This is a genomic window from Nocardia sp. NPDC004582, from assembly GCF_053602115.1.
Window position 1 is genome coordinate 22,462 of sequence record NZ_JBSGCY010000025.1, and the last position, 25,934, is coordinate 48,395.

Here is a 25,934-nt window from a genome sequence, read left to right on the forward strand (position 1 = left end):
AATATGGATGTCGGCGGAGACTGTTTGACCGCATCGAACCACTCAGCTAAGCGCTGGCTTCCGCTCACCGGCGTTGCTGTCCCGACCATTCTTGCGACACCTCCACATCGTCCGAAAATGCGGCCTCACCAGTACGGCTTGAGTGACGTTAGCGCATCGAACGGTTTTGGAAGGTGAACGTTTATCGAAAGGTGACCACTCGGTTTGTTATGTCGCGGGCGCGCGGCGAGGTTTCCTCAGCGTGCCGCTATGTTCGCCACTCGTTAGCTCTGGGTGGTCGACCAGTTTTGTGACGCGCGTCGCTCTCGCGATGGGCGAGTCGCGCGGCGGAACCCCGACTCCGGACCGGGCGCGCCTGCCTAGAGCTGAACGGGAAGCTCCGTCAGACCGTGCATGAGCGTGCTCGGATGCCATTCCAGCTCCTGCGCCGGGCGCGCCAGCCGCAGGTCCGGGAATCGGGAGAGCAAGGCCGAGAACGCGACTCGCGCTTCCAGCCGGGCCAGCGGAGCGCCGACGCAGAAGTGGATGCCGTGACCGAAGGCGAGGTGGCCGCCGGTGTCCCGGGTGGGGTCCAGGGCGTCGGGGTCCCGGTACCGCTCCGGGTCCCGGTTGGCGGCGGGCAGTGCGACGAAGACGAATTCGCCTGCGGGGATGTCGGTTCCGGCGATGGTGACCGGTTCGGCGGTGTGACGGACGGTGCTCATGTTCACCGGCCCGTCGAAACGCAGGAACTCCTCGATGGCGGCCGGGATGGCCTCGGGATCGGTCCGCAAGGCCCGCAGCTGTTCCGGGTTGCGCAGCAGCGCGAGGGTGCCGTTGGCGATCAGGTTCACGGTGGTGTCGTGGCCCGCGATCAACAGCAGCGTGGCCATCCCGACCAGTTCGGTCTCGGTCAGGGTGTCCCCGTCGTCGGCCGGCAGCACCAGCGCCGACAGTAGATCCGATTCGGGCCGTTCGCGTTTGGCGCGCACCAGCCCGGTCAGGTAGTCCGCCATGGCCGCCGCGGCGCCGGCCCGATTCTCCTCCAGCCCCGCCACCGCGACGAGCGCCCGAGTCCACTCCTGGAAATCGTCGCGATCGCCGAGCGGCACTCCGAGCAGTTCGCAGATCACCGTGATCGGCAGCGGTTCGGCGAACTCGTGGAGCAGATCCACTTCGTCGCGCCCCGTCAGCGCGTCGAGCAGCTCGTCGGTGATCTCCTCGATCCGCGGCGCCAGCTCGGCGACCCGCCGTGGCGTGAATGCCCGGGTCACCAGCTTCCGCAGGCGCGTATGTCCCGGCGGATCGGTGCTCAGCATGTGGGTCAGCACCGCCAGCTGCTTCGGATCCGACGGCGGCACACCGCGTTTGCGGCTGAGCAGCTCATCGGTGACCGCCGCCGCCTTGTGCAGTCGCGGATCGTTCAACGCGGCCCGCCCCGCCGCGTAGTCCAGCACCACCCACCGCACGATCCCGTCCGGGAATCGCACCTGCCGCACCGGACCGTCCTGGCGCCAGCGACGGTAGTGGGCATGTGGGTCGGCGAAGAATTCCGGACCGAGCGATTCGATCCGGTCCAGGGCGTCAAGCTCGGCCATGGCTTCGACACTAGCCGATGGAATCGGTTGCGGCGAAAGATGTTTCGCCGCAACCGCGCGATTCTACAGCGGGATCGGGCCGGCGGAGCCCGAGGTGAACCACGACACGGTCGCGTTGACGTGGGTCAGGATGACATTGACGATCTCGAGAACGGCGGAACCCATCGATATATCCTCATGCTCGGGGAATGGACGCTGCGCAGCGTAGCCGACCGGCTCCGGAATGGGGAATCCCCGGCCGATGGCGATCGACCGGGGATTCCGTTGGGGTTCAACCGAAGTCGGAACCTACACGCTCTTGTTGAAGGCCTTGGCCTCGCGGCGGCGGCGGTGCAGGATGGGCTCGGTGTAGCCGTTGGGCTGGGTGGTGCCCTCGAGGACCAGTTCCTTCGCCGCCTGGAAGGCGATGGAGGCGTTGAAGTCCGGAGCCATGGCGAAGTACGACGAGTCGCCGGCGTTCTGGCGGTCGACGACGGGGGCCATGCGCTCGAGCGAGGCGATCACGTCGGCCTCGGTGACGATGCCGTGGCGCAGCCAGTTGGCCATCAGCTGGCTGGAGATGCGCAGGGTGGCGCGGTCCTCCATGAGGCCGATGTCCTTGATGTCGGGCACCTTCGAGCAGCCGACGCCCTGGTCGATCCAGCGAACCACGTAGCCGAGGATGCCCTGCGAGTTGTTGTCCAGCTCCTGCTGGATCTCCTCGGGCGACCAGTCGGTGTTCGGGGCGAGCGGGATCTCGAGGATCTCGTCGACGGTGGCGCGGGGGCCGCCCTTGGCGATCTCGGCCTGCCGCTTGAACACGTCCACCAGGTGGTAGTGGGTGGCGTGCAGGGTGGCGGCGGTGGGCGAGGGCACCCAGGCGGTGTTGGCGCCGGACTTCGGGTGGCCGATCTTCTGGACCAGCATCTCGGCCATCAGATCCGGCATGGCCCACATGCCCTTACCGATCTGCGCCTTGCCGGGCAGGCCGGTGGCCAGACCGGTGTCGACGTTCCAGTCCTCGTAGGACTTGATCCACTGCTGGCCCTTCATCTCGGCCTTGCGGACCATCGGCCCGGCCTCCATGGAGGTGTGGATCTCGTCGCCGGTGCGGTCCAGGAAGCCGGTGTTGATGAACACCACGCGGTCCTTGGCGGCGAAGATGGACGCCTTCAGGTTCACCGTGGTGCGGCGCTCCTCGTCCATGATGCCGACCTTGAGGGTGTTGACCGGCAGGCCCACGACCTCTTCGATACGGCCGAACAGCTCGTTGGTGAAAGCCACCTCGTCCGGGCCGTGCATCTTCGGCTTCACGATGTAGATCGAGCCGGTGCGGGTGTTGCGCAGCGCGGTCTCGTCGCCGGCGGCGTCGAGGGCGTGCTTGGCGATCAGAACGGTGATCAGGCCGTCCATGATGCCCTCGGGGATCTCGTTGCCCTGGCCGTCGAGGATCGCGTCGGAGGTCATGAGGTGACCGACGTTGCGCACGAACAGCAGCGAACGGCCGTGCAGCACGAGCTCGCCGCCGTCGATCGCGGTGTAGACGCGGTCGGGGTTCATGGTGCGGGTGAAGGTCTTGCCGACCTTGGTGACCGTCTCGGCCAGATCGCCCTTCATCAGGCCCAGCCAGTTGTGGTAGCAGAGGACCTTGTCCTCGGCGTCCACGGCCGCGACCGAGTCCTCGAAGTCCATGATCGTGGTGACCGCGGACTCCAGCACCAGGTCCTTGACACCGGCGGTGTCGGTGGAGCCGATGGGGGAGGACGGGTCGATCTGGATCTCGATGTGCAGCCCGTTGTGCTTCAGCAGCACCGAAGTCGGGTTGGCCGGATCGCCCAGGTAGCCGACGAGGGCATCGTTGTCGGCCAGGCCGATCTCGGTGCCGTCCTCGAGGCCGACCACGAGCTCGCCGTCCTCGATCGAGTACTTGGTGGAGCCGACGTGCGAGCCGGTGATCAGCGGCACCGCGTCGTCGAGGAAGTTGCGGGCCCACTCGATGACCTTGTCACCGCGGACCTTGTTGTAGCCCGAACCCTTCTCCGCGCCATTGGCCTCGGAGATGGCGTCGGTGCCGTACAGGGCGTCGTAGAGCGAGCCCCAGCGCGCGTTCGCGGCATTGATGGCGAAGCGGGCGTTCATCACCGGCACGACCAGCTGCGGTCCCGCCTGGGTGGCGATTTCGGCGTCCACGTTCTCGGTGCCGATCTGGAAGTCGGCCGGTTCGGGACGGAGATAGCCGATCTCGGTGAGGAACTGCTTGTAGGCAGCCTTGTCGTAGCCAGCGCCCGGGTTCGCGCGGTGCCACTCGTCGATCTTGGCTTGGATGTCGTCGCGTTCCGCCAGCAGTGCGCGGTTGCGGGGAGCGAGGTCGTTGATGACGGCCTCGGCACCCGACCAGAACGCGGCGGAATCAACACCGGTGCCGGGAAGGGCCTCGTTCTCCACGAAATCGTGGAGCACCTTGGCAACCTGCAGCCCGCCGACCTGAATCCGCTCTGTCATCTATTGCCTCATTTCGAGAAGCCGGGTGGAAAAAGTACGCGCGTCATATTACTCGCCGGTACAGGGCGGTATTCCCCGGCCTCGGGGTGAGGGCCTCGGACGATGGGGGTTGTTTGTATCGATCGGTACATTTAATGTACTGAGTGGAACATTTTCCGGGGGCGCGACGCGAAGGTGCGATTCATGGGAAAAGCCTTGTCGGGCAAGGTCTCTGTGGTAACGGGCGGCAGCCGCGGGCTCGGGCGGGAGATGGTGCGGGCGTTCGCGGCCGCCGGATCCGACGTCGTGATCGCCAGCCGCAAGCTCGAGGCGTGTGCGGAACTGGCGCGGGAAGTGCGCGACACCACAGGGCGGCGAGCCCTGGCCGTGGCCTGCAATGTGGGTGATTGGGCGCAGTGCGAGACGCTCGCCGAGGCGGCCTACGCGGAGTTCGGGCGGGTCGACGTCCTGGTCAACAACGCCGGGATGTCACTGCTCTACCCCAGCTTGGACCAGGTTTCCGAGGCCATGTTCGACAAGGTGATCGCCACCAACCTGAAGGGACCGTTCCGGCTCTCGGCGCTCATCGGCGCGCGCATGGCCGCGGCCGGCGCAGGATCGATCGTAAATATATCTTCGGTCGAGGCCGCCCATCCCGAACCGCTCGCGGTGCCCTACGCGGCCGCGAAGGCCGGGCTCGAGACGCTGACCGGGGGTTTCGCCCACACCTATGGACCGGCGGTGCGGGTCAACACGATTCGCTGCGGGCCCTTCGACACCGATATCGCCAAGGCGTGGCCCGCCGAGATGCGCACCGAACTGGCGCGGCACACCGCGCTCGGCCGCCTCGGCGTCCCGGGCGACATCGTCGGGGCGGCGCTGTTCCTCGCCTCCGACGCCTCCGCCTACTGCACCGGCGCGACGCTGGCCCTGGACGGTGGATTCCGGTGACCGCCGCCGTTCCGGCGCGGCGCCGCGGCCGCCCGCCCGCCTCCCAGGCCGGGCCGGGGGAGACCCGGGAGCGGATCGTGGCGGCCGCACTGGAGTTGTTCGCGGAGAAGGGCTTCCACGGCACCGGCGTCGCCGAGATCGGGGATCGGGCCGGGGTGCAGCGTGGGGCGCTGTACTACCACATCGGGTCCAAGGAGGAGCTGCTGTGGCAGATCCTCGGCGACTACACCCGGCTCATGCTGGGCGAGGCCGAGCGGATCGCGCACGGCCCCGATCATCCGGTCGCCAAGCTGCGCGGTCTGATCCACTCGCATGTGGTCCTGATCATCGAGAACCGCGCGGCCGTCGCGATCCAGCTGCGGGACGTGAGCGCGCTCAGCGGTGACCGGGCGCGTGAACTCCAGGAACTGCGCGACCGCATTCAGAACCTGTGGCAGCAGGTCATCGACGCGGGCACCGCGGCGGGCGTGCTGCGCACCGCCGACCACGTGGTCACCAATGGCGTGCTCGGCATGCTCAATTCGGTGACCTTCTGGTACCGGCCCGGCGGGCAGCACACGCCCGACGAGATCGCCGGCATTCTCCGCACCACCGTCCTGGACGGACTCATCCAACCGCGCAAGAGCACGAAAGGCTGACCATGGCTTGGGATTTCGGCACCGATCCGGAGTATCAGAGGAAACTGGACTGGGTCGCGGAGTTCGTGCGGACCGAGGTGGAACCCCTCGACCTGGTCTACCCGAACCCCTACGACCGCACCAACCCGGAGATCCGGGCGCTCATGAAGCCGCTGCAGGAGAAGGTCAAGGAGCAGCAGCTGTGGGCCTGCCACCTGGGCCCGGAACTCGGCGGCCCCGGCTACGGGCAGGTGAAGCTGGCGCTGCTCAACGAGGTGCTCGGGACCTCGCAGTGGGCGCCGCTGGTGTTCGGCTGTCAGGCGCCCGATTCCGGCAACGCCGAGATCCTCGCGCATTTCGGCACGCCCGAGCAGAAGGCGAGATACCTGCGGCCGTTGCTCGACGGCGAGATCGGGTCCTGTTACGTCATGACCGAGCCGACCGGCGGGTCGGATCCGACGGCGTTCCAGACCCGCGCGGTGCGCGACGGCGACGAGTGGGTCATCAACGGCGAGAAATGGTTCAACTCTGCCGCCGAATTCGCCACCTTCCACATCGTCATGGCGGTGACAGATCCGGACGCGCCGCCGCATCAGCGGCTGTCGATGTTCATCGTGCCCGCCGACACGCCCGGCCTGGAGATCGTGAAGAACTTCACGGTGCCGGGTTTCAGTGAACACGAAGGGCACCTGCGCTTCACCGATGTCCGCATCCCCGCGGACGCGCTGCTGGGCGCGGAGGGGCTGGGCTTCATCGTGGCCCAGACCCGTCTGGGCGGTGGCCGCGTCCACCACGCCATGCGCACGGTCGCGTTGGTGCGCAAGGCTTTCGACATGATGTGCGAGCGCGCCGTGTCCCGCCCCCTGGGCAAAGGCAATCTGGGCGGCAAGCAGATGACGCAGGAGAAGATCGCCGAATCCTGGATCGAGATGGAGCAGTTCCGGCTGCTGGTGCTGCGCACCGCGTGGCGTATCGACCAGGAACAGGACTATCGCAAGGTGCGCCACGACATCGCCGCCATCAAGGTCGCCATGCCGAAGGTCATGCACGACATCGCCCAGCGGGCTATGCACCTGCACGGCGCGCTCGGCGTCAGCACCGATCTGCCGTTCACCGACATGATGACCTACGCGCAGATCATGGCCATCGCCGACGGACCGACCGAGGTGCACAAGATCACCCTGGCCAAGGAGGTGCTGAAGGGGTACGTGCCCGCGGATCCGGTGTACCCCACCGGCTATCGCCCCGCCCTGCGCGAGAACGCCCGCCGGCTGGTCGCCGAGCGCCTCGAGCACACCATCGCCAATCTCTGAGGGTCACCGGCGGCGACCTCTGAGGGTCACAGACGACGGGCCAGCACCGAGCAGACGATGAGCTGGAGCTGGTGGTAGATGATGACCGGGATGATCACCACGCCCGACAACGGCGTGGTGAACAGGATGGCGGACAACGGAAGTCCGATGGTGAGGGATTTCTCCGAGCCGCAGAACACCATGACTACGCGGTCTTCCCGGTCGAACCCCAAGGCTTTCGCGCCGAAGTTGGTGAGCGTCAGCGCGATGGCCAGCAGGGCCGCGCACACCACCGCCACCAGCGCCAGTTGCGGGGCCGGCAGGCGATGCCAGATGCCGCCGGCCACCGCCGCGCCGAACGCGGAGTAGACGATCATCAGCACCGATCCGCGGTCGATCCAGCGCAGGGCGAACGCGTTTCGGGCGGCCCAGTCGCGCAGGCGGGCGTGCAACAGCTGCCCGGCGGCGAAGGGCAGCAGGAGCTGCACGGTGATCTGGCCGAACTGCTCGAAGCCGATTCCGGCGTAGGAGCCGATCGACACCAGCACCAGCAACGGCGTCACGAGGACGCCGCCCAGGCTCGACAGCGATGCGCCGCACAGTGCGGCGGCGGTGTTGCCGCGCGCCATGGCGGTGAAGGCGACCGAGGTCTGCACCACCGACGGCAGCGCGCCCAGGAACAGCAGTCCGGTCACCAGGTCGCGGTTGAGCCAATGTCCCGCCAGTACCCCGAAAAGCGCTGTGAGCACCGGGAATACGACGAAGGTCATGGCCAGGGTGGCCCCGTGCAGGCGCCACGCGCGCAGGCCGGCCCAGGTGGCGGTCGGCGACAGCCGCAGCCCGGCGGAGAAGAACACGAAGCCGATGACGATCCCGCGGGCCTCGTTCAGCGCCGCCGCGGTCCGGCCGACGGGCGGCAGCAGTGCAGCCACCACCAAGGTGAGCATCAGGAACGCGACGAACGGGTCGAGCCACCCGGGCAGGCGGGCGGTGCGGAGGCGTTGCTGCAGGATCGGAATCACCGCTTCGGGAGAAGGAACGTCTACTGTAGACAATCTGCCGTGCGGAGATTACCGCGCTGTAAAGGATTGGGGACGAAGGGAATTTGCCTTCTGTAGACAGTAGCCTGGCGGCATGGTGGTGCAGGAGAGTCTCGTCTCATTGGCTGCCGCGGAGATCCGCCGGCTCATCGTCACAGGTCAACTTCCCCCCGGCGCCCGGGTGCACGAGCCGCCGCTCGCCGAGCAGCTGCAGGTCAGCCGCCCGCCGCTGCGCGAGGCGCTGCGCATTCTGGAAAGCGAAGGGCTGCTGGAACAGACGCCGCGGCGCGGCTACCGGGTGGTCGAGATGACCGAGCGCGACATCGAGGAGATCTACGGGCTGCGGCGGGTATTGGAGAACCACGCCCTCGACCTCATTCTCGCCGACTACGACGCGACCGCCTTCGATGTGCTGGACCCCATCATGATTCGCATGCGCACCGCGGCCGAGGCCGGCGAGCGCGCGGCGGTCGTCCAATGCAATGTGGACTTCCACCTGGCCGTGGTCGGGGTGTGCGGGAACAAGCGGCTCACCGCGGCCTACCGGGCGCTCATGGGGCAGATGCAGGTGTGCATGGCCGCCAACCTGCTGACCGAGGCCGAATCCGCCGGTGCGCTCGCGCCGGGGGTGGTCCGGCACGAAAGACTGCTGGACAGTTTGCGATCCGGGGATCGGGAACGGATCCAGAAGGAATTCTCCGAACACGGCGAACGCGACTACCTGAAGCGACCCGGCGCCCGCGGCGGGCGTTCGTGACGTCCCTGCTGGCCCGGCTCAATGCCGGACTCACGGACGCCACCGCCCTCGCCGCCGCGGTGCGTGACGGAACCCTCAGCGCGGCAGCGGTACTGGAGCGGGCGCGGGAGGCGTCCGTCCGCACCGAGAAGGCCTTCATCACGGGGAACTGGGCCGCCGCGGCGGAGGCGGCCGCCGCCCTCGACGCTCGCCGGGCGCGCGGTGAGAGGCTCGGTCCGCTGGCCGGAGTGCCGATCAGCGTCAAGGACGTGATCGCCGTGGCCGGTTTGCCCGCGACCGCGGGGGCCACGGCCTTCGCGGGCAATATCGCGACCGTCACCGCGCCGGCGGTGCGGCGGCTGCTCGCCGCCGATGCCGTGCTGGTCGGCAAAACCAATTGTCCCGAATTCGCTTTCGGCGTGACCTGCGAGAGCCCGCTGCTCGGCGCTACCGGCAATCCGCGCTATCCGGAGGTCGCGCCGGGCGGCTCCAGCGGCGGCGAGGCGGCGGCACTGGCCGCGGGCGCTTCGGCGCTGGGTATCGGAACCGATTTCGGCGGATCGCTGCGCTGGCCCGCCCAGTGTGTGGGCGTCGCGGCCCTGCGCCCGAGCGCGGGGACGATCCCGGCGCAGGGGCAACTGCCGGGCGCCGCAGGGGATCTGGGCCACGATCCGGACGCCGCGCCCGGCGGTATGCAGGGCTGGTTGCAGACGATCGGCCCGATGGCCCGCTCGGTACGCGATCTGAGTCTGGCGTTCGACGTGCTCACCGGCGGGTCGCCGGATCCCTCGGTGACCGGTCCGCTGCGCGTGGCCTGGAGCGACGGCGCGCACCTGGGCCCCGTGCGCGGCGAGGTCACGGCGCTGCTGGCCGATATCGCCGAACGGCTTGCCGCACACGGGCACACCGTGACGAACGTTCCGCGCGTCTTCGACTGTCTCGCCCAGTACAACCGGCTGCGTGCGGTCGACCCGCTGCGCGATCATCTGGCGGCGATCACGGACGTGGCGGGCGTGATCACCGCCGCCAACCGGGACACCATCGCCGCTTCGCTGCGGGCGAGGCCCGCCGAAACCGCCGCCGCACGAAGGGAAGCCGAGCGGGCGCGGTCCACCGCGCTGGAGGTCTTCGACCGCGCCGACATCGTGGTGCTCCCCGTCGCGGGCGGTCCCGCCTGCGACCCCGGCGGTCGTCTGGAAGTGGACGGCCGCGTGCTGGCGGGCTGGGAGCTGATGGGTCAGTGCCGGGCGGTGTCGCTGACCGGCGCTCCGGCGGTGTCGATTCCGCTGGGCGTATCGGCGGAGGGGCTACCGCTGTCGGTGCAGATCGTCGCCGCTCCGGGGTTCGATCGCCGGGCGCTGCGGGCCGCCGCGGAGATCGAAACCTGCTGCGCCGACTGACTTCCCGGCAAAGTGTCTACAGAAGACAATTTTACAATCCGGACATCTCGCACGCCTTCGCCCGTCACAACCGATTCCTACCTTGAGTCTCGGCAGCAGCCGCACTCACCATCCGGTGACCGGCACGAAGACACGAGATCCACTGGAGTAGCGGATGTTCCGTTGGAAGACCAAGGCCGCCGCGGCGGTCGCGCTGGCGGCGCTGGCGCTGGCCGCGACCGCCTGCGGCGGTGCGAAACCCGAGGCCGACAAGGGCAAACTGGTGATCGCCACCAGCGGCACCTACAAGCCCATCACCTTCAGTGAAGGCGGCAAGCTCACCGGCTACGACATCGACATGGGCACCGAGATCGGCAAGCGGCTCGGCGTGCGGGTCGAGTTCGTCTCCGGCCAATTGTCCGGGCTGCTACCGGGTCTCAATGCCGGGAAGTTCGACGCGGTGATGTCGGGGCTGCTCATGACCGACCAGCGCAAGCAATCCATCACCTTCTCCGATCCGTACCTGGCCGACGGCACCATCGCCGTGGTCAAGTCCGGCACCACCAAGGTCACCGACATCACCAAGCTCGACGGGCTGAAGGTCGGCGTGATCGGCGGCTCGGCCACCCAGACCGCCATCGAGAAGCTCGGCGGCTACAGCGAACTCAAGGAATATCCGGGCGGGCCGGAGGGCTTCGCGGACGTGGCGGCCGGGCGCATCGACGTCTTCGCCGCCGGGCGCATCGCGGCCATGGACTATGTGAAGACCTCGCCCAAGGGTTCGGAGCTGCGGACCGTCGGCGAGATCTTCAACCCGCTGCCCGCCGGGGTCGGACTGCCCAAGAACGACACCACGCTGAAACCCAGGATCGACAAGGCGATCGCGGACCTGGCGGCCGACGGCACGATCACGACGCTGCAGCGCAAATGGTTCGGATACACCATCGACCTGCCCAAGGCGTGACGGAGCGGAGCCCATGGGAACATCTGAGACCGGTTCGGTCGCGAAGGAATACCTGCCCTTCTTCCTGGAGGGCGCGAAAACGACCCTGACCATCGTGGCGGCGGCCATCGTCTGCGCCACCGTGCTCGGCTACCTCATCGCCGCGGCCCGGTTGTCGCGGTTCGCGCCGCTGCGGGCGTTCGCGGCGGCCTATGTCTGGTTCTTCCGTGGGCTCCCGCTCATGCTGTCGCTGTTCTTCTTCTACTACACCCAGCCGTTCGGGCTGGTCTTCGACGCCTTCACCGCGGGGCTGCTCGCCATGAGCCTGAACTCGGCCTCGTTCTTCTCCGAGATCATCCGGGCCGGGCTCGCGGCGGTGCATCCCGGGCATCTGGAGGCGGCGGATTCGATCGGCATGAATCCGCTGCAGAAGTTCCGGCGGGTGGTGGTGCCGGAGGCCGTACGGCTCATGACGCCGCCGTACATCAACAACTGCGTCATCATGCTCAAGGAATCGGCCCAGGTCTCGGTGATCACGGTGCCGGACCTCATGCTCTCGGGGCAGAAGGCCTACAACGCCACCTACAACGTGGCCGAGACGCTCGGGGTGGTGGCGGCGCTGTACATGGCGCTGACCAGTCTGCTGATGGGGCTGCAGGTGATCATCGAGCGGCGCACGGGACGCCGGACCGGAGCCGCCCGGTCCCGGCGCACGGCGGTGGGCGTCGACGTCATCGGAACGACCAGGGGAGCCGTCGCATGATCACGATCAGCGGATTGACGAAAAGCTATGGCGGCAAGGAGGTTTTCCGGGACCTGGAACTGACGATCCCGCAGGGTGAGGTGGTCGCCGTGATCGGGCCCAGCGGGTCCGGCAAGTCGACGCTGCTGCGGTGTCTCAATATGCTCGAGGTGCCCGACGCGGGCCGGATCGAGATCGGCGGGCGCGAAGTCCGGTACACGCCCACCCGCTCGGGGCGGCTGGGGCTGCTGGATCAGTTCCGGCTCACCTGGCTGCGGCGTGAGATCGCCATGGTGTTCCAGCAGTTCAACCTCTGGCCGCACCGCACCGTGCTCGGCAATCTGCTCGAAGGGCCGGTGGTGGTCAACCGGCAGCGGCGCGCACAGGTGGTGGAGCGCGCCATGGCGACGCTGCGCACGGTGGGGCTCGCCGACAAGGCACACGCCTATCCCGCCGAATTGTCCGGCGGTCAGCAGCAGCGCGTCGCCATCAGCCGCGCACTCATGATGGAGCCCCGGGCGATCCTGTTCGACGAGCCGACCTCGGCGCTGGATCCGGAACTGGTCAACGAGGTGCTCGAGATCATGACCGAGCTGGCGCGCAGCGGGATGACGATGGTGATCGTCACGCACGAAATGAAATTCGCGCGCGAGGTGGCCGACCGGGTGGTCTTCATGGAGCACGGCGGCATCGTCGCCGACGGCCCACCCGAGGAGGTCTTCCAGCATCCCCGGCTGGTCCGGTACGCATCGCGCCTGAGCCACTGAGGATTTCGTGACACGCGAGAGATTGCGCTTCGGCGGCGGCCGTCCCGCCGCGCGGAGCGCGCTGCTGCCGGAGGGGGCCTCGCTGCCCGGTTCCCTCATCGGCATCGGCGACAACTATCGGCCCGATCGGTCGGCGCGATCCCGGGCGCCGGAGCGAATACCGCTGGTATTCGGCAAATTCGCGTCCAGCGTGATCGGTCATGGAATGCCCATCGGCGTCGCCCCGGGCTCGGGACCGGTGGTCTGCGAGGGAGAGTTGGCGCTGGTGGTCGGCCGTCGCGCGCACCGCGTGGTCACCGCGCGAGCGGCCCTGGAGACGCTGGCGGGGGTGTGCATCGCCAATGACGTGTCGGCGCGCGATCAGCAGGCGGCCGACGGCCAGTCCACCCGCGGCAAGAGTCACGACGGGTTCTGCCCGCTCGGACCGGAACTGGTGACCCTGGACGAACTACCCGATCTGGACACGCTCGAGATCGTCACCCGGGTCAACGGGCGCGTCGTGCAGCGCGCGAACACCGGGCAGATGGTGTTCTCCGCCGCCGAACTGATCATCTTCTGCTCCGAATTCATGACGCTGTACCCCGGCGACGTGATTCTCACCGGGACACCCGTGGCATCCGACGCCGCGCTGCGCATCCGGCCCGGCGACGCCGTCGCCGTCAGCATCAGCGGCCTGGGCACGCTCGAGAATCCGGTGGTGACACGGTGACCGCGGACGGATGGATCGTCAGCGCCTACTGCGCCGCACCGGCCCTGGTGGGCTGGGACCCCGGCGCCGAGGGCCGCTTCCTCGACGCGGTCGGTGCGCTGCCCGGTGTGGCGGGGCTCGAGATTCCGTTCTCCGGTCGCCTGCACCCGCATTCGGAGGACTGGTTCCTGCGCCGCGATCACACCGGCGACTACACGATCACCACCATCCCCGACACCATGCACCGGATCGACCGTGATCCCGCCTACGGGCTGGCCTCGCTCGACGACTGGCGGCGGCGGGTCGCGGTGGCCAGGACCGGTCAGGTCGCGGCGGCCGTGCGCCGGGTGAACCAGGCCGCCGGACGGCGGGCGGTGCGCTCGGTCACCGTGTACAGCGCGCCCCGGCTGCGTACCGGTCACGCCTCGGTCCGCGCCCTGGTCACCTCCCTGGTCGAGATCGCCGAATTCGACTGGGACGGAGCGCGACTGGTCCTGGAACATTGCGACGCGCCGGTCGGCTCGCGGCCCGCGGTCAAGGGGTTCCTGTCCTTGGAGAGCGAAGTGGCCGCCGTCCGCCGCGCCAACGGCCGGCTCGACGAGCCGATCGGAGTGGTCGTCAATTGGGGACGTTCGGTGGTCGAACGCCGACGCCCGGAAGCGGCTGTCGCGCAGGTGCTCACCGCGCGGGCGGCGGGGGTGCTCGCGGGCGTGGTGCTGTCGGGCTGCGCTCCCGTCGACACCGGCTACGGTCCCGCCTGGGACGACGTGCACGTGCCGCCGAGCACCGTGTGCCCGCTCTCGTTGCTCACCCCGGCATGGATCGCGGCCACGCTGCGCGCCGCCGGGCCCGGGCCGGTGTCGTGCGGCCTCAAGGTGTCCGCGCCGCGGGGCGCGACCCTCGCCACTCGCATCGCGACCGTCTCACGATCCCTGGCCGCCTGTGCCGCAGCACGATTCGACGGGGAAGGGCCCGGCGATCAGGTGGCGGGGGTGGGTTCGTCGATGGTGCGGACATAGGTGTCGATGTAGGTCGACAGGAGTAGTTCGATCGTGGTGATGAACTTGGTGGCGTTCTCGGGGGTGGGGCCGCCGGGGTAGCCGTCCGCGCCCGAGGCGAACTTCCAGCCCTCCGACAACAGCGCCTGCTGGGTGCGGCGGTTGGCGGCCAGGCGCTGATCGGTGCGGAAGATCGCCGTACTGCCGGTGGCCACCACGGCGACGCCGCCGGCCACCGCGGTCGCCGTGCGGATCAGGGAGCCCTCGAATCCGGCCAGGCCGGTGACCACGGCGCTGGCGACCATGGCCAGGAAACGGGTGAACTGGCCATAGTTGCGGAATCGGCCGGTGAGGCGAGTCGTATTCGCGACTTCCGGGGCGTAGGTGCTGGTCCAGAAGTGGTGGAACGCGGGACCGGTCGCGGTCCAGTCGATGACCTCCGCCATGGCGTCGGTCTGGGCTGTGGGTGATGCGGAGCCTGCCACGCGGTCAGTGTGGCACGGGACTCTCCGCGGTGCGCGCCGATCTCGGCGAGTCCTTCTCGCAGCCAAGGCATTTCGGGCAAATCGGTGAAGACCCTTGGCAGGTGCGCCAGTGATCGTGCCCGTGCGGCGGGGCCGGGTCAGCCCTGCCGGGGCTCGATCCACAGGGCCTCGGACACCGCGCACAGCTCGCCGTCGGCGGTCGAGAGGGTCACTCCGACAGTATGTTTGCGGCCCTCGCGGGCCACCACCCAGGCATGGGAGATGTAGTCGTCCCCGGCGTGCATCGGCCGGAGCTGGGTGGCGCTGAGGGCGGCGGTGAACGCGCCGCTGCCCATGCGGGAGAAGGCGAATGCCGCCCGGCCCCCGGGGCAGTCGAGCGCCGACCAGACCACCTCGGGCGGAAGTTCGCCGGACTCGTCCGCCAGCCCCGCGTCGGGGGTCCAGGCGGCGGCCATCTGCCGCTGTCCGGGCAGTTCCGACGGGAACAGGCGCAGGCCCGAACCGGGCGCGCAGGCGAGCCCGCAGCCGTAGCAGTCGGTGACCGTCCGATTACCCGACAGACTCAGCTCGACAGCCGATCTCGCCGCCGCCCACGACGGCGCGGGCAGCACGTCGAGGGTCAGCGTGGTGGGCGCGGCCTCGACCAGCAGGGTGTCGTCGGTGGCGGTGAAGACGGCGTGGCCGGGCTCGGGACGCGACAGCAGGATCGGGGTGCCGACGGTGACCGCGCGCCGGAAGTCGACGCGCACGGTGTCCGCGCCCGACCGGGCGGCCAGCAGGCCCGCGAGATACCCGCCGAACACGATCTCCGGATAGCCGTGGATGTGTGCGGGAATGGTGAGCGCTTGCGCGTGGGTCATCGTCGAAGCCCCACCTTTCCCGGCCGCCGTGGCCGATCGGTCAGGACTGACGATACCCAGGCCGGGATCGCGCACAGTCGTGAGATTCCGCACCCCGATGCCGGCGCGAGCGGCGGCCGGGACTACCGGCGCTTGCGCTCGCGAACCACGTGGGAGCGCAGGCGGGAGATGCCCTTCACGCGGACGCTGCGCAGGTGGCGCAGGGTCAGGCCGGGGTCGGCGTCGAGTTCGGCGGCCGCGCCGTCGTCGGCCAGGACCGTGCCGGGGCGGGCCACACCGGTGAGCCGGGCGGCGACATTGACGACGGTGCCGTAGAGGTCGCCGAAGCGGGTCAGGACCGGGCCGTAGGCCAGGCCGACACGCAGCTGCGGCATCTCCGGAATCGTCTGGGCCGCACGGGCGATCGCGGTGTGCATGTCCAGCGCGATGCGCGCGCCGTCGCGCGGGTGCTCGGCGGCGAACATGACCTCGTCGCCGACGTTCTTGATGACCCAGCCGCCGTGGGCGGTGATCACCTCGGTGGTGGTGGTCTCGAACGCGTCGAGCAATTCGGTGAGTTCATCGGGGTCCAGGTGCCGCGACAGCCGGGTATAGCCGACCATGTCGGCGAATCCGACCAGCAATGGCCTGGTGGCGGTGCCGGATTCGTGGGTGCGGCTCAGGGCCGCGGCCAGGTGCCGCTGCCAGGCGTAGTCGTGCAGTTCGGCCAGCACCGCGATGGCGCGCGCGGTGGCGTCGCGGCTCTCCTCGGGCGTCGCGCCATTGCCGGCGGCGAGGCGGCCGCCGACCTCGCGGGTGATCAGATCGGCCTGCCATTCGGCCAGGCGCGCCATCGCCTGGCCCATGGTGCGGGCGGCGGCGACCTGGCTCCGCTCATTGGTCAGCGAGGCCGCGCTCAGGGCCGCGAAAGCGCGGACCGCGGCGACGTCGTTGTCGGTGAACGCCACCTCGTCATCGCTGGCCGCGGCCGGGAAACCCAGCGCCACCCACAGTTTCCGGGCCTGCTCGACGGGCACCCCGGACAGTTCGGCGACCTGCGTGCGGGTGTACCGGCGCGGCCCGCCCAGCAGCGACCGCTCGACCACCGCGTCGACGATCTCGGTCGACCCACCGGATTCGATCATGCGGTCAGTACAGCACACGACGCGGCCGCCGGCGGTGGGCGGGAATCTCACGACAGCGGTGGGGCATTGCGTTGCGCGAGCATGATCGTCATCAGGCCCGCTTCCTGCGACTGCGCCGCGATCATGCCGCGCGCGGACTCCTTGACCGGGCCCGAGGAGACCAGCTGATCGGCCGCCTTCGCCATGGCCACGCCGCCACGGTGATGCCGCAGCATGAGCTGCAGGAACAGCACCTCGGCGTCCTTGCCGCGGGCGGTCGCGAGAGCGTCGAGTTCGGCCTGGGTGGCCATGCCGGGCATGGAGGTGCCGTTGGCCATCGCCGAATGGTCGTGCGCCGCCGCCGAATCCGTGGTCATCCACGCCATCGGATGCGTGGACCGCGGGGCGGCGTCGGCCAGGCGCAGCCAGCCGAGCAGGGTGCCGATCTCCATGCGCTGGGCATCGGCGATCTGCTGGGCCAGCTGACGCACCGTCGGGTCGACGCCGGAATCCAGGCGCTGCACCATGATCAGGGCCTGCTCGTGGTGCGCGGACATGTCCTGGCTGAAACCGATCTCGACCGGGCTGAGAACCGGTGCGGCGGAATGGTTCTCGGGGATCAGCAGGGGGCGCAGCAGCATCCCGGCGGTGATCAGGGCGAGCGCGAGGACGGCGATCGCCAGCGGCCGCCGGATCCGATCACGCGGGTGGGCCGGGCTTTCCGTCACGAGCCCACCACGGAGTGCTGGTCGGCGGGCGGGGAGTACACGTCGTCAGCGAGCTGCAACACCATGAATCCGTTGTCATTGCAGGTCGCCCACAGCTGGTTGCCGTGCCATTCCGGCGGGGAGAAGCACCAGTCGGTGGACAGGTCGCCGAAGGCCAGCATGCCGGTCCGCGACGAGAGCGCCTGATTCGGATCGAACTTGCCCTCCAGCATGGCCCGCGCGGCCGACGGGAACTCCATGATCGGCGGGCCGATCAGCGAGGCCAGCGCGTGCGGCGAGTTCCACAACTCCAGGTTGCGGCCCTTGCGGGCGGGCGGGTTGAAGTAGCCGATCTCCTTGACGTGGAACGGATCCCGCACATCGAACACCCGGATGCCGGACTCCTCCCAGGCACACGCCAGGGCGGTCGGGTCGTTGGGGCGGTCGGCGGCGCAGTAGTGGGCGTCGTAGGAGAACACCGAACCACCCATGGCCGACGCCATCGCCGAATCCTGGTTCTCGGGCAGGTTGATCTCCAGCTTGAGCTTGGCCGCCACCGAGGGGTTGGTGTCGTCGGAGATGTCGATGAGCTTCACCCCGCCCGCGCCGCCCTCGTCGACGGTGAACAGATAGGGCTTGCCGTCGTAGGTGACCGGGATGCTGTGCTGGGTCGCCCAGCCGTCGGTCCAGAACACCCGGCCCAGGTGGGGGACTTGCGGATTCGGGTCGCGGCGCTGCACGGCGCTGATGTCGAGGACGGTGAAACCGCCCAGGGCGGACAGGTACATGCGATTGCCGTCCGGGCTGATGCCGAACCCGTGTGCCTCGATCCCGGTGAGCCCCTGCCAGATCACGTGCGGATTGGTCGGATCGGTCAGATCGACGGCGCTGACGAAACCGGGCGCGATGCCCGAGGCCCAATAGGTGCGCCCGTCGGGGGAGAAGCCGCCCTCGTGGGTGGTGATGGGCAGCGGCATCAGCAGATTCGTGCCCGGACCCGGGTTCAGCAGCCGCGGGTGCGCGCAGTCGGAGATGTCGTACACCGACAGGAATCCCGCGCCGATACCGACCGGAACGCCGGTGCCCACCAGCAGTTTCCGTTCGGCGTTGACCTTGAGCGACTCCCAGGTGCCCGCGAGCATGGCGGGCTCGGTGAGGCTGCCCGTCTCCACCGGATTCGCCGGATCAGACACGTCCAGCACCTGCACGCCCTGGGCGGGGCCGAGAATATTTCCCGGGAACAGGGAACCGGTGTAGGAGCAGTGGTCATAGGTGGCCGAGGTGATGCCCGCGCCCTTGCCGACATACCCGCCGACGAACGACAGGTTGCACCGGTACCCCAGCGTGCTGCGCCCGCTGTTGCGGTCGTCGGCCGGAACATCGCCCTGCATACCGGTTTCCGGCAATGAGTCCGGCCCGCAGTTCGCGCGCGGCACCGATGTCCGCCCGACGTCCAGGAACTGCCGCACCTGATTGGCGATATCGGATTGCAGATCCGCCGACGCCCCGTGCATGGGCAGCACGGCCGCCCCCATCAGCGTCACCGCCAGCACCGCGGCGGGCTTGGACCGCCGGATACTCGTGAACCGCCCCATCGCGGTACCCCCGTCTTCCTGCGTGCTCGATGGACCGTGACCGGAGGCACAGTCGCCATTCGATGTGGTCACGGTTACATCTCGAACGCTAACTCATAAACTGACCGCTCGGTAGATCCTGAGCAAAAATTGTCTGTGACAGTCACTGCCAGTTGGCGTCACCGTGTGTCGGAGGCGTCCGAAAACTGTTGCCGCAGCGGTTAACAGGGCCGTTCGCCCAGTCGATCTCGAAAGGCTGCGATGATACGACGACGGAGGTGGGCGATGCGCTCTACACGATGCACGATGCTCTTGGCCTGCACGGTGATCGCGGGCGTCACCGGCTGTACGACCGGCACCACCCCGACGTCGGCTCCGGCAACCCCCGCCGTCTCAACCCCCGCCGAAACCCCGAGCGTGGGAAACCCCAGCGCCGCACCCACTCCCACCGGCACCCCCGCACCCGCCGACACCCCGATCGCCGCCTGCGCTCCCGGCCAGGTCGACATCACCGCCACCGGCCTGGGCGCGGCCATGAGCCACCACGGCATCACCCTCACCTTCTCCATCGCCAACCCCGCCGAGGCCTGCACCCTGCGCGGCTATCCCGGTCTCGACCTCACCACCTCCACCGGCGAAGTCGTCCACGCCGAACGCACCACCTCCGGGTACATGAGCCCGCAGCCCACCGGAGACCCCGAACCCACCGTCGTCGTCAAATCCGGCCACCCCGCCACAGCCATCGCCGAATCGGTAGCCTGCGGCGTCTACGGCAAACCCGACCCGAAAGTCGTCAAAACCCAAGTGACCCCACCCAACTCGACCGACACCCGAATGGTCGACCAGGCCCTCGACACCTGCAACCTGAAGATCCACCCGGTCACGGCCTAGGCCGCACAACCCGCCAACCATCACGCTCCGCTAACTCCGAGCGCATCGGCACGCGCTCGGGCGCATACTCGAACAATGCACACCGTTCTGATCCTGGGAGCGGGATTCGGTGGGCTCGAACTCGCCGCGGGTCTGTCCGGGTCCGCGCCGGACGAGGTCCGGGTGACGCTGCTGGATTGCGCCGAGGGGTTCGTCTTCGGGTTCTCGAAGATGGATGTGCTGTTCCGCGGGCGCACGGTCGAGGAGGTCCGGGTTCCCTACGACACCCTCGATCTTCCGGCCGTGGAATTCCGGCGCGAAACGGTCACCGCGATCGACCCCGGCAAACGACTGGTCACCACCGATCGGGGAGAGTACACGCCGGACACGCTGGTCGTCGCGCTGGGCGCGGACTACGACTGCGCCGCCACTCCCGGATTCGTCGAGGACGGTCACGAGTACTACTCGCTCGCGGGCGTCCACCGGCTGCGGCGCCGCCTCGACGCCTTCGCCGGCGGCACTATTCTGATGTCGATCCTGAGCGTCCCGTTCAAATGTCCGCCGGCGCCCTACGAAGGCGCGCTGCTGCTGCACGAGGAACTCGTTCGACGTGACCTTCGCGGTGCTACCCGGATGCACGTGATCACCCCGATGGACTCTCCCATCCCGGTCTCGCCCAGCTCCAACGACGCGATCCTCGCCGCCCTCGCGGACCGCGACATCGAGTACGCGAGCGGAATGCGGGTGCGCGCGCTGGACCCGGCCACGCACACCGCCACGACCCGCGCCGGCGACCTGGCCTACGACCTGTTCATCGGCATCCCCCGGCACCGGGTTCCGGAAGTCGTGCAGACCTCCGGATTGACCGCGGGCGGCGTGGACGGCTGGATCCATGTCGACGCGGCCACCCTGGCGACCCCCTACCCGGGGGTGTACGCACTGGGCGACTGCGCCGACGCCCCCGTGCCCCGGGCGGGCGTCTTCGCCGAGACGGCGGCCCGGACCGTCGCGGCCGACATCATCGCCCGCCTGCACGACCGTCCGCGCGAGGGCCGGTATCTGGGACAGGGCACCTGCCACATCGAATTCGGCGGCGGCCTGGTCGGGAAAGTGGAAGCGGACTTCCTGTCCGGCCCGGCCCCCGTGGCGCCGTTCCTCGGACCGTCCATCGAATTCGCCAGGGAAAAGGCCGAATTCGCGGAACTCCGACGGCGGCGCTGGTTCGGATCCTGAGGCCGCGGTTGTCCGGTCCGGAAACTTCGAAATGCGCTGTGACCAGTCCATTTCCCGCGAAGCCGGAAAAATCGCTGAGCGGGTCGGCGCACTGGGTTCTACCTTCGTGTCGGCGGTGATCCGAACCGCCGAATTGCACTGGGGGAGAACCACATGACCGACACCTTGTTCGCTGACGTGTCCACTTTTCAGGCGCCCGTCGACGACGAGTATCCGTACGAAGTCCTGTCGTTCCGCAGCAATGACGGCACCATTCGCGACGACCACTTCGCGCACAACTATCGATGGGCCGCCGCCGCGGCCGATTCCGGGCGGCTGGCGTGCTTCATCGTCTACTTCTACTGGCGGCCCAACTGGCAGGAGACGGTGCGGACCTGCATCGACATGGTGACCGAGGCGGGCGGCCCGCATCCGCGGATGATCGTGATGCTCGATGTCGAACAGGGCGGCAATCCGTCCGGTGACCAGTCCGACGGGATCAACCGCGCGTACTGGGCGGCCGCCGACTGGCTGGGAGATCCGCGCCGGGTCATCGGGTACGCCAATGCCGCCGATTTCGCCTCCCTGTGGCCCACCCGGCCCGAGGGGCTGCGCATGGTCGGGGCGGGCTACGGCCGGGATCCGCGACTGCCGGGCCAGGTCGCGCATCAGTACACCGATGGACAGGGGTGGGGCGGGGGCCTGCCCGAGGAGTGCGCGCCGTTCGGCCCGTGCGATATGAACAGCGCCGACGGTCTGTCCGCCGATGAGCTGGCCGCCGCCTGCGGCATCGTCACCGCGCGCACCGGGGTCCGGTGATGATCGACGTCCGCATGGGGCCCGGCACCTCCACCGGCAGTCGCGCGGCCGGCCGTGCTGCCCTGCTCGGGGTGATCGCTTGCCGCCGAGGAGGATCCGATGCCGTTCCTCGGTGAACAAGCCGTGGTCGTCGAGGAGATCGACGCGGTCAGGTGGCGGCTGCAAGCGCCGCTGACCTACCGCGCCGCCACCGACACCTTCCACGTCCCGGTCGGATTCGTCACCGACTTCGCCTCGGTCCCCAGGCCGTTGATCTGGCTGATCCCGCGTTACGGCGCCTACACCCGGGCCGCGATCCTGCACGACTATCTGTGCGAGCGCGCCCCGGTCGGCCGCTCCGACGCCGACGGCATCTTCCGCCGCATGCTCCGCGAATGCGGCGTGTCCGCGCCGCAGCGCTGGATGATGTGGGCCGCAGTCCGTTTCGGCGGCCGCATGGCCGGCGCCGGAGCCCGCGAATGGCTGCTCTTCCTGCTGATCGCGATCCCGGCGGTGGCCTTCCTGACGGTCCCGTTCCTCGTGGATTCGCTGTTCCTGCTGCTGTTCCGGTTGTGCACCACAACGGCGACGGACATTCCGGTCCACGACCTCCGCCGCCACGGCACGGTCAGCCCGCGCCGCCCGCTCGACAAGCCGGTCCAGCGCGGCCTCTCGGCCTGAACCGGTCCCGGATCACCGTGGCGCGAAGCGTTTCCGCCACGCGTCCAGGGCCGCCGGCGACAGCTGATCCCCGGTCCGCTCGAACAGCTGATACAACGCGGCTCCGTGCATCGCCGCGAGTTCGGTGTTGTGCACCATGACATCGAACTCGTTGGCGGCGGTGATCTCCAGAAACGCCCGCAACGCATCAGCATCCGGCTGGTGATCCAGCCCGGAGAACCGGTCGGTGAACACGACGGCCGTAGCACCGAGCCGCGGATACACCGCCGCCCGATCACAACTCCCGTACAAATACACCAGCTCTTCCGCCCGCCGGCCGATCAGAGCCGTCACCGCTACCCGCTCGCTCAGATCCGCCAGCGAACGATCGTACCCGTCTGTCCCGTACACGGCATGACAAAGCCCCGCCGCCTGCACATCCCCGTCGGCACCCCACGAAGCCAGCAGATCCGCCACCCGCCCGAGATGCGCGAGCAACGTGCCACCGGGATGCGCGATCCCGTCGGCGCCACGTCCCCGCAAGAACCCTTCGACCTGCCCCCGATTCATCCCGCGAGCTCCTCCCCAGCTGACCGGCACGACGCGCACCCGCACGCCCCGCCTCCCAATCTAGTTCAGGCGACACGAGAGCCGCGGTGCCGCGCACGACGGCCGGTGGGGCAGACTTATCCGGTCCCGAGCTTCACCGGCCCCCGACATCGAGGCACAGATGCCCCCGATCACGACAGGCTCGCCGCTCGCCACTCTCGCCGCGCTTCCGCAGTATCCCGCTGATACCTCCTTCGGGCCTGACATCGACGCCGCCAACCAGATCCTGTTGTCGACCGCGAGTGAAGCGGTGAAGCGGGCGGCGTTTCTGGAGTGGGCCGCCCGCCATCAGCCCTGTGTGTTCGGGCGGCTGGCCACCAAATCCGGTCCCGCCGCGCGTGGGCTGACGATGACCCTGTGCTGGATCGGTGAGGAGGTGATCGAGGCCGGTCGGGAGGCTGTCGCCGAACGCATCGCGGCCGCGCGCCGGGCATGGAAGCTGCAGGCGGCGACCGGCGCCAGTAGCGCGTTCCTGATCATGTTCAACAGCCGCCGATTCGCCTACGCGGTACCCGGACCCGAGCTGGTCCGGGCGGCGGCGGAGCTGGCGTCGCTGTATCTGACCGAGCACGCCCCGATCGAACCGGACGTGATCTACACCGAGGCCATCCCGCTGCGGGGGCGCGACGGTGTGCTGCGCTTGTTCAAAGGCAGCGTGCAACTGTTCCACACCGGCGCGCACCTGCGCCGCCATCACGACCGCCGCATCCCGGGCGGGCTGATGATCTCCGTCAACGGCCCGGGTCACTATGCGAATTCCCTTGTCGTTCAAGGCATATGTGCCGACCTCGCCGACTCCGCGCCAATGGTTCGGCGACTGGCGGCCCGCTCGATCGGCGCCGGTGGACTCGGCGATGACCGCGCGTCGTCCACCACGTGGCACCGGGAAGGACTACCGGTGGAACGTGATTCCGCGCGGTGGTTCGCCGCGGCCTACCACCTCGACGTCCTGGTCCAGAGCGACGTCGTCGGCAGCCCGGCCCTGCGAACCGGGCCCTGCCCGGCCCATGAGGTGTGGTCGTGGCTGCACCTGGACTACATCGACGCCCGCCCCACCACGGATGCCGATCGCACGCACGGCTGGTTCCACGGCACACCGATCGCCGAGCACGACCTTCACCACAACCCTTGGCCGCCGGTCGTTCCCATCGACGCACCGGATTTCAACTACTGACCGTCAGGTGCTCCTTCCCCACGAACCTCGACGTAGCCGTGGAAGCGCTTGCCGATCTCGGCGCCGTCGCGGTTGTAGGCGTTCATGATGGCGGTCAGCTCGGCCGTCAGGTGGCGCAGGGCAGCGGATTCGGTGCCGATATCGGTCCAGCCCCAGGCGGGCGGAACATGCGTGACTGTGATCCGGATGCCCGCCTCGTAGGGGGCGTCGACCTGGTAGCTGATGTGCGGGGGAGCGTCGCGAATCGCGTTGCGGGTGGCGAGGTCTCCGGGTATCGCCGCGTCGGGGAAGATTCGCGCGAGGGCGATGTCCTCCTGGATCAGATCGGCTACGCGTGACAACCCTGCGTGTCGGCCGCCGCGGTCGTGGCGTTCGCCGTAGACGCGGTCTCCCGATGCGGGGCGCGGCTGGTCGGATCGGCCGAGGATCCGGTCGAGTACGCGTTGCGCGGCCGCCCGTTCGGCAGCGCCGGTCCGGGGGTGCTCGATCAGACTGCGCAAGCGCGCGATTCGCTCCGTGCCGAGTGCCATTGCCCGAGTCTAGGCGGCGCGGTCCGGGTAGTTCCGGTATCCACGACCCGGGGTCGTGGATACCGTCAGCGGGTGTTCCCGACGCCGAAATCTGACGCAGGGCCAGACCTCCCCGGCCCGCGGCTGAGAAAGCGGCTCGGATCGACCGCGCAGGGATCTCAACGGCGGTGTGGCTAGAAGCGCACCTGCCGTTGGGTGTTCGCGACCGCGGTGACCGAAGAGACTCCGAGAGGCCCGAATTCGTCGTACAGCGTCGCGGAGCCGACCGCCAGGCCATCGGCCGCGTGCTGACCATTGGATTCCAGACCCAATCCGTCGGATGCGGGCATCCGGAACAGGTTCATGGTGACATCGACATTGATGAACGGCACGCCGGTCGAGCGAATTCCACGCTCGGCGTCCAACCTCGCCCCCCAGCCCGATCATCCTCCCGAGGCCGCACGAACAACCCGGATGCCCGGACAACCACACCGTCCGCCTGCGCGAGTTCCAAGTGCACCAACGCGACCCGCGTACTCGATCGAACCACGTCGACCCGGGCACGGATCGACTCAAAGCTCGTCATCTTCACGAAATCGATCGTGAGACGGCACCCGACCGCCTCGAACGGGCAACCGCGTTCCAACTCCCGCGCGGCCAACGCTGTCAAACCCTGCCCCCCGATAGTGTCCAGCCCCCAAGGCCCGCGCGCGGCTTCCAACGGAACGAACGCCTCACCCACCACATCGAAGAACCCGCCCGGAGCTTCCGTGGCCTGTGACATGTTGCGCCCCTCCCTGTTTCGCTCACGCGATATGGCGATATCGGCCCAATGCTAGAACGAGTTCTAATTTCGTTCGAGTTGTCATCCAGGAACGTGGTCGTCCAGTGCGGAGAGAACGAGAGCCAGATGCAGGTCGTCATCAGATCAGGGCTGGCGAAGTATCCGCTCGAGACCGCCGTGAGAGTCACCCGCGAAGCCGAAGCTTCGGGCGCAAGCTACCGGCACGTCCCGAGCAGGCCAAGTCGACCAAGTGCCAAGTCGACCAAGTAACCGCGCTGGCGGAGGGCTGCGGCGAAGTTCTCACCAGAGTTTCCGCTCCGGATTATCTGCGGCGGCGTGAGTTCTTTGGGACATGCGCGCGCTCAGGGAGATTCGGGCGGTCGGGTTGCGGGCGGCCGA

At 68.7% G+C, this 25,934-nt stretch carries 27 protein-coding genes; 15 read left to right on the top strand and 12 right to left on the bottom strand.

The genetic code is table 11. The annotated features are described in order from the left end of the window. Positions 1–359 precede the first annotated feature (359 nt). Positions 360–1,577, bottom strand: a complete 1,218-nt coding sequence (locus tag ACWELJ_RS10350) for a cytochrome P450 family protein (RefSeq protein WP_452365877.1) — start codon at positions 1,575–1,577, stop codon at positions 360–362. A gap of 288 nt (positions 1,578–1,865) precedes the next feature. Continuing rightward, positions 1,866–4,058: a malate synthase G gene (locus ACWELJ_RS10355; RefSeq protein ID WP_452365878.1), complete on the bottom strand. Its 2,193-nt coding sequence runs from the start codon at positions 4,056–4,058 to the stop codon at positions 1,866–1,868. 183 nt (positions 4,059–4,241) lie between these two features. On the opposite strand from ACWELJ_RS10355, the gene ACWELJ_RS10360 reads away from it, so the two are divergent. From ACWELJ_RS10360 to ACWELJ_RS10370, 3 genes are read left to right on the top strand one after another with little or no spacing between them, the layout of a single operon-like run. Then, positions 4,242–4,988, top strand: coding sequence for an SDR family NAD(P)-dependent oxidoreductase (locus ACWELJ_RS10360; protein WP_452365879.1), 747 nt, complete (start codon positions 4,242–4,244; stop codon positions 4,986–4,988). Then, a complete protein-coding gene (locus tag ACWELJ_RS10365; protein WP_452365880.1) occupies positions 4,985–5,626 on the top strand; it encodes a TetR family transcriptional regulator in 642 nt (213 codons plus the stop codon). Before ACWELJ_RS10360 ends, ACWELJ_RS10365 begins: the two co-directional genes overlap by 4 nt. 2 nt (positions 5,627–5,628) lie before the next feature. After that, the gene (locus ACWELJ_RS10370) at positions 5,629–6,918 is read left to right on the top strand and encodes an acyl-CoA dehydrogenase family protein (protein ID WP_452365881.1); all 1,290 of its coding nucleotides are present in this window, start codon (positions 5,629–5,631) and stop codon (positions 6,916–6,918) included. Between the two features lie 26 nt (positions 6,919–6,944). Here the strand turns inward: ACWELJ_RS10370 and ACWELJ_RS10375 are convergent, their stop codons facing one another. Continuing rightward, positions 6,945–7,919, bottom strand: coding sequence for a bile acid:sodium symporter family protein (locus ACWELJ_RS10375; RefSeq protein ID WP_452365882.1), 975 nt, complete (start codon positions 7,917–7,919; stop codon positions 6,945–6,947). A 112-nt stretch (positions 7,920–8,031) separates the two neighbouring features. On the opposite strand from ACWELJ_RS10375, the gene ACWELJ_RS10380 reads away from it, so the two are divergent. From ACWELJ_RS10380 to ACWELJ_RS10410, 7 genes are all read left to right on the top strand, one after another. Continuing rightward, complete coding sequence (locus ACWELJ_RS10380) at positions 8,032–8,694, top strand: GntR family transcriptional regulator (protein WP_452365883.1); 663 nt, start codon at positions 8,032–8,034, stop codon at positions 8,692–8,694. Beyond that, entirely contained in the window at positions 8,691–10,073 is a 1,383-nt protein-coding gene (locus ACWELJ_RS10385) for an amidase (protein WP_452365884.1), read from the top strand. The genes ACWELJ_RS10380 and ACWELJ_RS10385 overlap by 4 nt, the downstream gene beginning before the upstream one ends. A 154-nt stretch (positions 10,074–10,227) precedes the next feature. Continuing rightward, entirely contained in the window at positions 10,228–11,016 is a 789-nt protein-coding gene (locus ACWELJ_RS10390) for a transporter substrate-binding domain-containing protein (RefSeq protein ID WP_452365885.1), read from the top strand. Between the two features lie 13 nt (positions 11,017–11,029). Beyond that, a complete protein-coding gene (locus ACWELJ_RS10395; protein WP_452365886.1) occupies positions 11,030–11,758 on the top strand; it encodes an amino acid ABC transporter permease in 729 nt (242 codons plus the stop codon). After that, positions 11,755–12,504 carry an amino acid ABC transporter ATP-binding protein gene (locus tag ACWELJ_RS10400; RefSeq protein ID WP_452365887.1) on the top strand — a complete coding sequence of 250 codons (750 nt, stop codon included), beginning with the start codon at positions 11,755–11,757 and terminating at the stop codon, positions 12,502–12,504. Before ACWELJ_RS10395 ends, ACWELJ_RS10400 begins: the two co-directional genes overlap by 4 nt. A gap of 7 nt (positions 12,505–12,511) precedes the next feature. Continuing rightward, entirely contained in the window at positions 12,512–13,213 is a 702-nt protein-coding gene (locus ACWELJ_RS10405; protein WP_452365888.1) for a fumarylacetoacetate hydrolase family protein, read from the top strand. Then, the gene (locus tag ACWELJ_RS10410) at positions 13,210–14,211 is read left to right on the top strand and encodes a DUF4862 family protein (protein WP_452365889.1); all 1,002 of its coding nucleotides are present in this window, start codon (positions 13,210–13,212) and stop codon (positions 14,209–14,211) included. The genes ACWELJ_RS10405 and ACWELJ_RS10410 overlap by 4 nt, the downstream gene beginning before the upstream one ends. Here the strand turns inward: ACWELJ_RS10410 and ACWELJ_RS10415 are convergent. The 5 genes from ACWELJ_RS10415 to ACWELJ_RS10435 form a co-directional block, all read right to left on the bottom strand. After that, entirely contained in the window at positions 14,172–14,675 is a 504-nt protein-coding gene (locus ACWELJ_RS10415) for a DUF4231 domain-containing protein (RefSeq protein WP_452365890.1), read from the bottom strand. The two genes, ACWELJ_RS10410 and ACWELJ_RS10415, sit on opposite strands and share 40 nt — an antisense overlap. Before the next feature lie 137 nt (positions 14,676–14,812). Then, entirely contained in the window at positions 14,813–15,535 is a 723-nt protein-coding gene (locus ACWELJ_RS10420) for a PaaI family thioesterase (RefSeq protein ID WP_452365891.1), read from the bottom strand. A 122-nt stretch (positions 15,536–15,657) separates the two neighbouring features. Continuing rightward, a complete protein-coding gene (locus ACWELJ_RS10425) occupies positions 15,658–16,659 on the bottom strand; it encodes an adenylate/guanylate cyclase domain-containing protein (RefSeq protein WP_452365892.1) in 1,002 nt (333 codons plus the stop codon). 47 nt (positions 16,660–16,706) lie between these two features. Then, entirely contained in the window at positions 16,707–17,279 is a 573-nt protein-coding gene (locus ACWELJ_RS10430) for a DUF305 domain-containing protein (protein WP_452365917.1), read from the bottom strand. Positions 17,280–17,362: 83 nt separating this feature from the next. Further along, positions 17,363–18,940 (bottom strand): LVIVD repeat-containing protein, encoded by a 1,578-nt coding sequence (locus ACWELJ_RS10435; protein ID WP_452365893.1) that lies wholly within the window; start codon positions 18,938–18,940, stop codon positions 17,363–17,365. 264 nt (positions 18,941–19,204) lie between these two features. On the opposite strand from ACWELJ_RS10435, the gene ACWELJ_RS10440 reads away from it, so the two are divergent. From ACWELJ_RS10440 to ACWELJ_RS10455, 4 genes are all read left to right on the top strand, one after another. Continuing rightward, positions 19,205–19,810, top strand: a complete 606-nt coding sequence (locus ACWELJ_RS10440; protein ID WP_452365894.1) for a DUF4232 domain-containing protein — start codon at positions 19,205–19,207, stop codon at positions 19,808–19,810. Between the two features lie 75 nt (positions 19,811–19,885). Then, positions 19,886–21,022, top strand: a complete 1,137-nt coding sequence (locus ACWELJ_RS10445; RefSeq protein ID WP_452365895.1) for an NAD(P)/FAD-dependent oxidoreductase — start codon at positions 19,886–19,888, stop codon at positions 21,020–21,022. A 153-nt stretch (positions 21,023–21,175) separates the two neighbouring features. Then, on the top strand, positions 21,176–21,820 hold the full coding sequence (locus ACWELJ_RS10450; protein ID WP_452365896.1) for a hypothetical protein: 645 nt from the start codon (positions 21,176–21,178) through the stop codon (positions 21,818–21,820). A 99-nt stretch (positions 21,821–21,919) separates the two neighbouring features. Then, a complete protein-coding gene (locus ACWELJ_RS10455; protein WP_452365897.1) occupies positions 21,920–22,480 on the top strand; it encodes a DUF1353 domain-containing protein in 561 nt (186 codons plus the stop codon). 12 nt (positions 22,481–22,492) lie between these two features. Here ACWELJ_RS10455 and ACWELJ_RS10460 read toward each other — a convergent pair whose 3' ends face one another. After that, positions 22,493–23,074, bottom strand: coding sequence for a DUF6817 domain-containing protein (locus tag ACWELJ_RS10460; protein WP_452365898.1), 582 nt, complete (start codon positions 23,072–23,074; stop codon positions 22,493–22,495). Positions 23,075–23,189: 115 nt separating this feature from the next. Here ACWELJ_RS10460 and ACWELJ_RS10465 point away from each other — a divergent pair, with 115 nt between their 5' ends. Then, complete coding sequence (locus ACWELJ_RS10465) at positions 23,190–24,242, top strand: hypothetical protein (protein WP_452365899.1); 1,053 nt, start codon at positions 23,190–23,192, stop codon at positions 24,240–24,242. Here the strand turns inward: ACWELJ_RS10465 and ACWELJ_RS10470 are convergent. From ACWELJ_RS10470 to ACWELJ_RS10480, 3 genes are all read right to left on the bottom strand, one after another. Continuing rightward, positions 24,236–24,772 (bottom strand): hypothetical protein, encoded by a 537-nt coding sequence (locus tag ACWELJ_RS10470; RefSeq protein ID WP_452365900.1) that lies wholly within the window; start codon positions 24,770–24,772, stop codon positions 24,236–24,238. The genes ACWELJ_RS10465 and ACWELJ_RS10470 overlap by 7 nt on opposite strands. A gap of 173 nt (positions 24,773–24,945) precedes the next feature. Next, complete coding sequence (locus tag ACWELJ_RS10475; RefSeq protein WP_452365901.1) at positions 24,946–25,176, bottom strand: hypothetical protein; 231 nt, start codon at positions 25,174–25,176, stop codon at positions 24,946–24,948. Then, entirely contained in the window at positions 25,113–25,535 is a 423-nt protein-coding gene (locus tag ACWELJ_RS10480) for an acyl-CoA thioesterase domain-containing protein (RefSeq protein WP_452365902.1), read from the bottom strand. Before ACWELJ_RS10480 ends, ACWELJ_RS10475 begins: the two co-directional genes overlap by 64 nt. Between the last annotated feature and the right edge of the window lie 399 nt (positions 25,536–25,934).

Coding starts and splice junctions, on each gene's coding strand:
- ACWELJ_RS10350 (WP_452365877.1), bottom strand. CDS start 1,577: ATGGCCGAGCTTGACGCCCTGGACCGGATCGAATCGCTCGGTCCGGAA.
- ACWELJ_RS10355 (WP_452365878.1), bottom strand. CDS start 4,058: ATGACAGAGCGGATTCAGGTCGGCGGGCTGCAGGTTGCCAAGGTGCTC.
- ACWELJ_RS10360 (WP_452365879.1), top strand. CDS start 4,242: ATGGGAAAAGCCTTGTCGGGCAAGGTCTCTGTGGTAACGGGCGGCAGC.
- ACWELJ_RS10370 (WP_452365881.1), top strand. CDS start 5,629: ATGGCTTGGGATTTCGGCACCGATCCGGAGTATCAGAGGAAACTGGAC.
- ACWELJ_RS10380 (WP_452365883.1), top strand. CDS start 8,032: ATGGTGGTGCAGGAGAGTCTCGTCTCATTGGCTGCCGCGGAGATCCGC.
- ACWELJ_RS10390 (WP_452365885.1), top strand. CDS start 10,228: ATGTTCCGTTGGAAGACCAAGGCCGCCGCGGCGGTCGCGCTGGCGGCG.
- ACWELJ_RS10395 (WP_452365886.1), top strand. CDS start 11,030: ATGGGAACATCTGAGACCGGTTCGGTCGCGAAGGAATACCTGCCCTTC.
- ACWELJ_RS10400 (WP_452365887.1), top strand. CDS start 11,755: ATGATCACGATCAGCGGATTGACGAAAAGCTATGGCGGCAAGGAGGTT.
- ACWELJ_RS10420 (WP_452365891.1), bottom strand. CDS start 15,535: ATGACCCACGCGCAAGCGCTCACCATTCCCGCACACATCCACGGCTAT.
- ACWELJ_RS10425 (WP_452365892.1), bottom strand. CDS start 16,659: ATGATCGAATCCGGTGGGTCGACCGAGATCGTCGACGCGGTGGTCGAG.
- ACWELJ_RS10430 (WP_452365917.1), bottom strand. CDS start 17,279: ATGCTGCTGCGCCCCCTGCTGATCCCCGAGAACCATTCCGCCGCACCG.
- ACWELJ_RS10435 (WP_452365893.1), bottom strand. CDS start 18,940: ATGGGGCGGTTCACGAGTATCCGGCGGTCCAAGCCCGCCGCGGTGCTG.
- ACWELJ_RS10440 (WP_452365894.1), top strand. CDS start 19,205: ATGCGCTCTACACGATGCACGATGCTCTTGGCCTGCACGGTGATCGCG.
- ACWELJ_RS10445 (WP_452365895.1), top strand. CDS start 19,886: ATGCACACCGTTCTGATCCTGGGAGCGGGATTCGGTGGGCTCGAACTC.
- ACWELJ_RS10450 (WP_452365896.1), top strand. CDS start 21,176: ATGACCGACACCTTGTTCGCTGACGTGTCCACTTTTCAGGCGCCCGTC.
- ACWELJ_RS10455 (WP_452365897.1), top strand. CDS start 21,920: ATGCCGTTCCTCGGTGAACAAGCCGTGGTCGTCGAGGAGATCGACGCG.
- ACWELJ_RS10465 (WP_452365899.1), top strand. CDS start 23,190: ATGCCCCCGATCACGACAGGCTCGCCGCTCGCCACTCTCGCCGCGCTT.
- ACWELJ_RS10470 (WP_452365900.1), bottom strand. CDS start 24,772: ATGGCACTCGGCACGGAGCGAATCGCGCGCTTGCGCAGTCTGATCGAG.
- ACWELJ_RS10480 (WP_452365902.1), bottom strand. CDS start 25,535: ATGTCACAGGCCACGGAAGCTCCGGGCGGGTTCTTCGATGTGGTGGGT.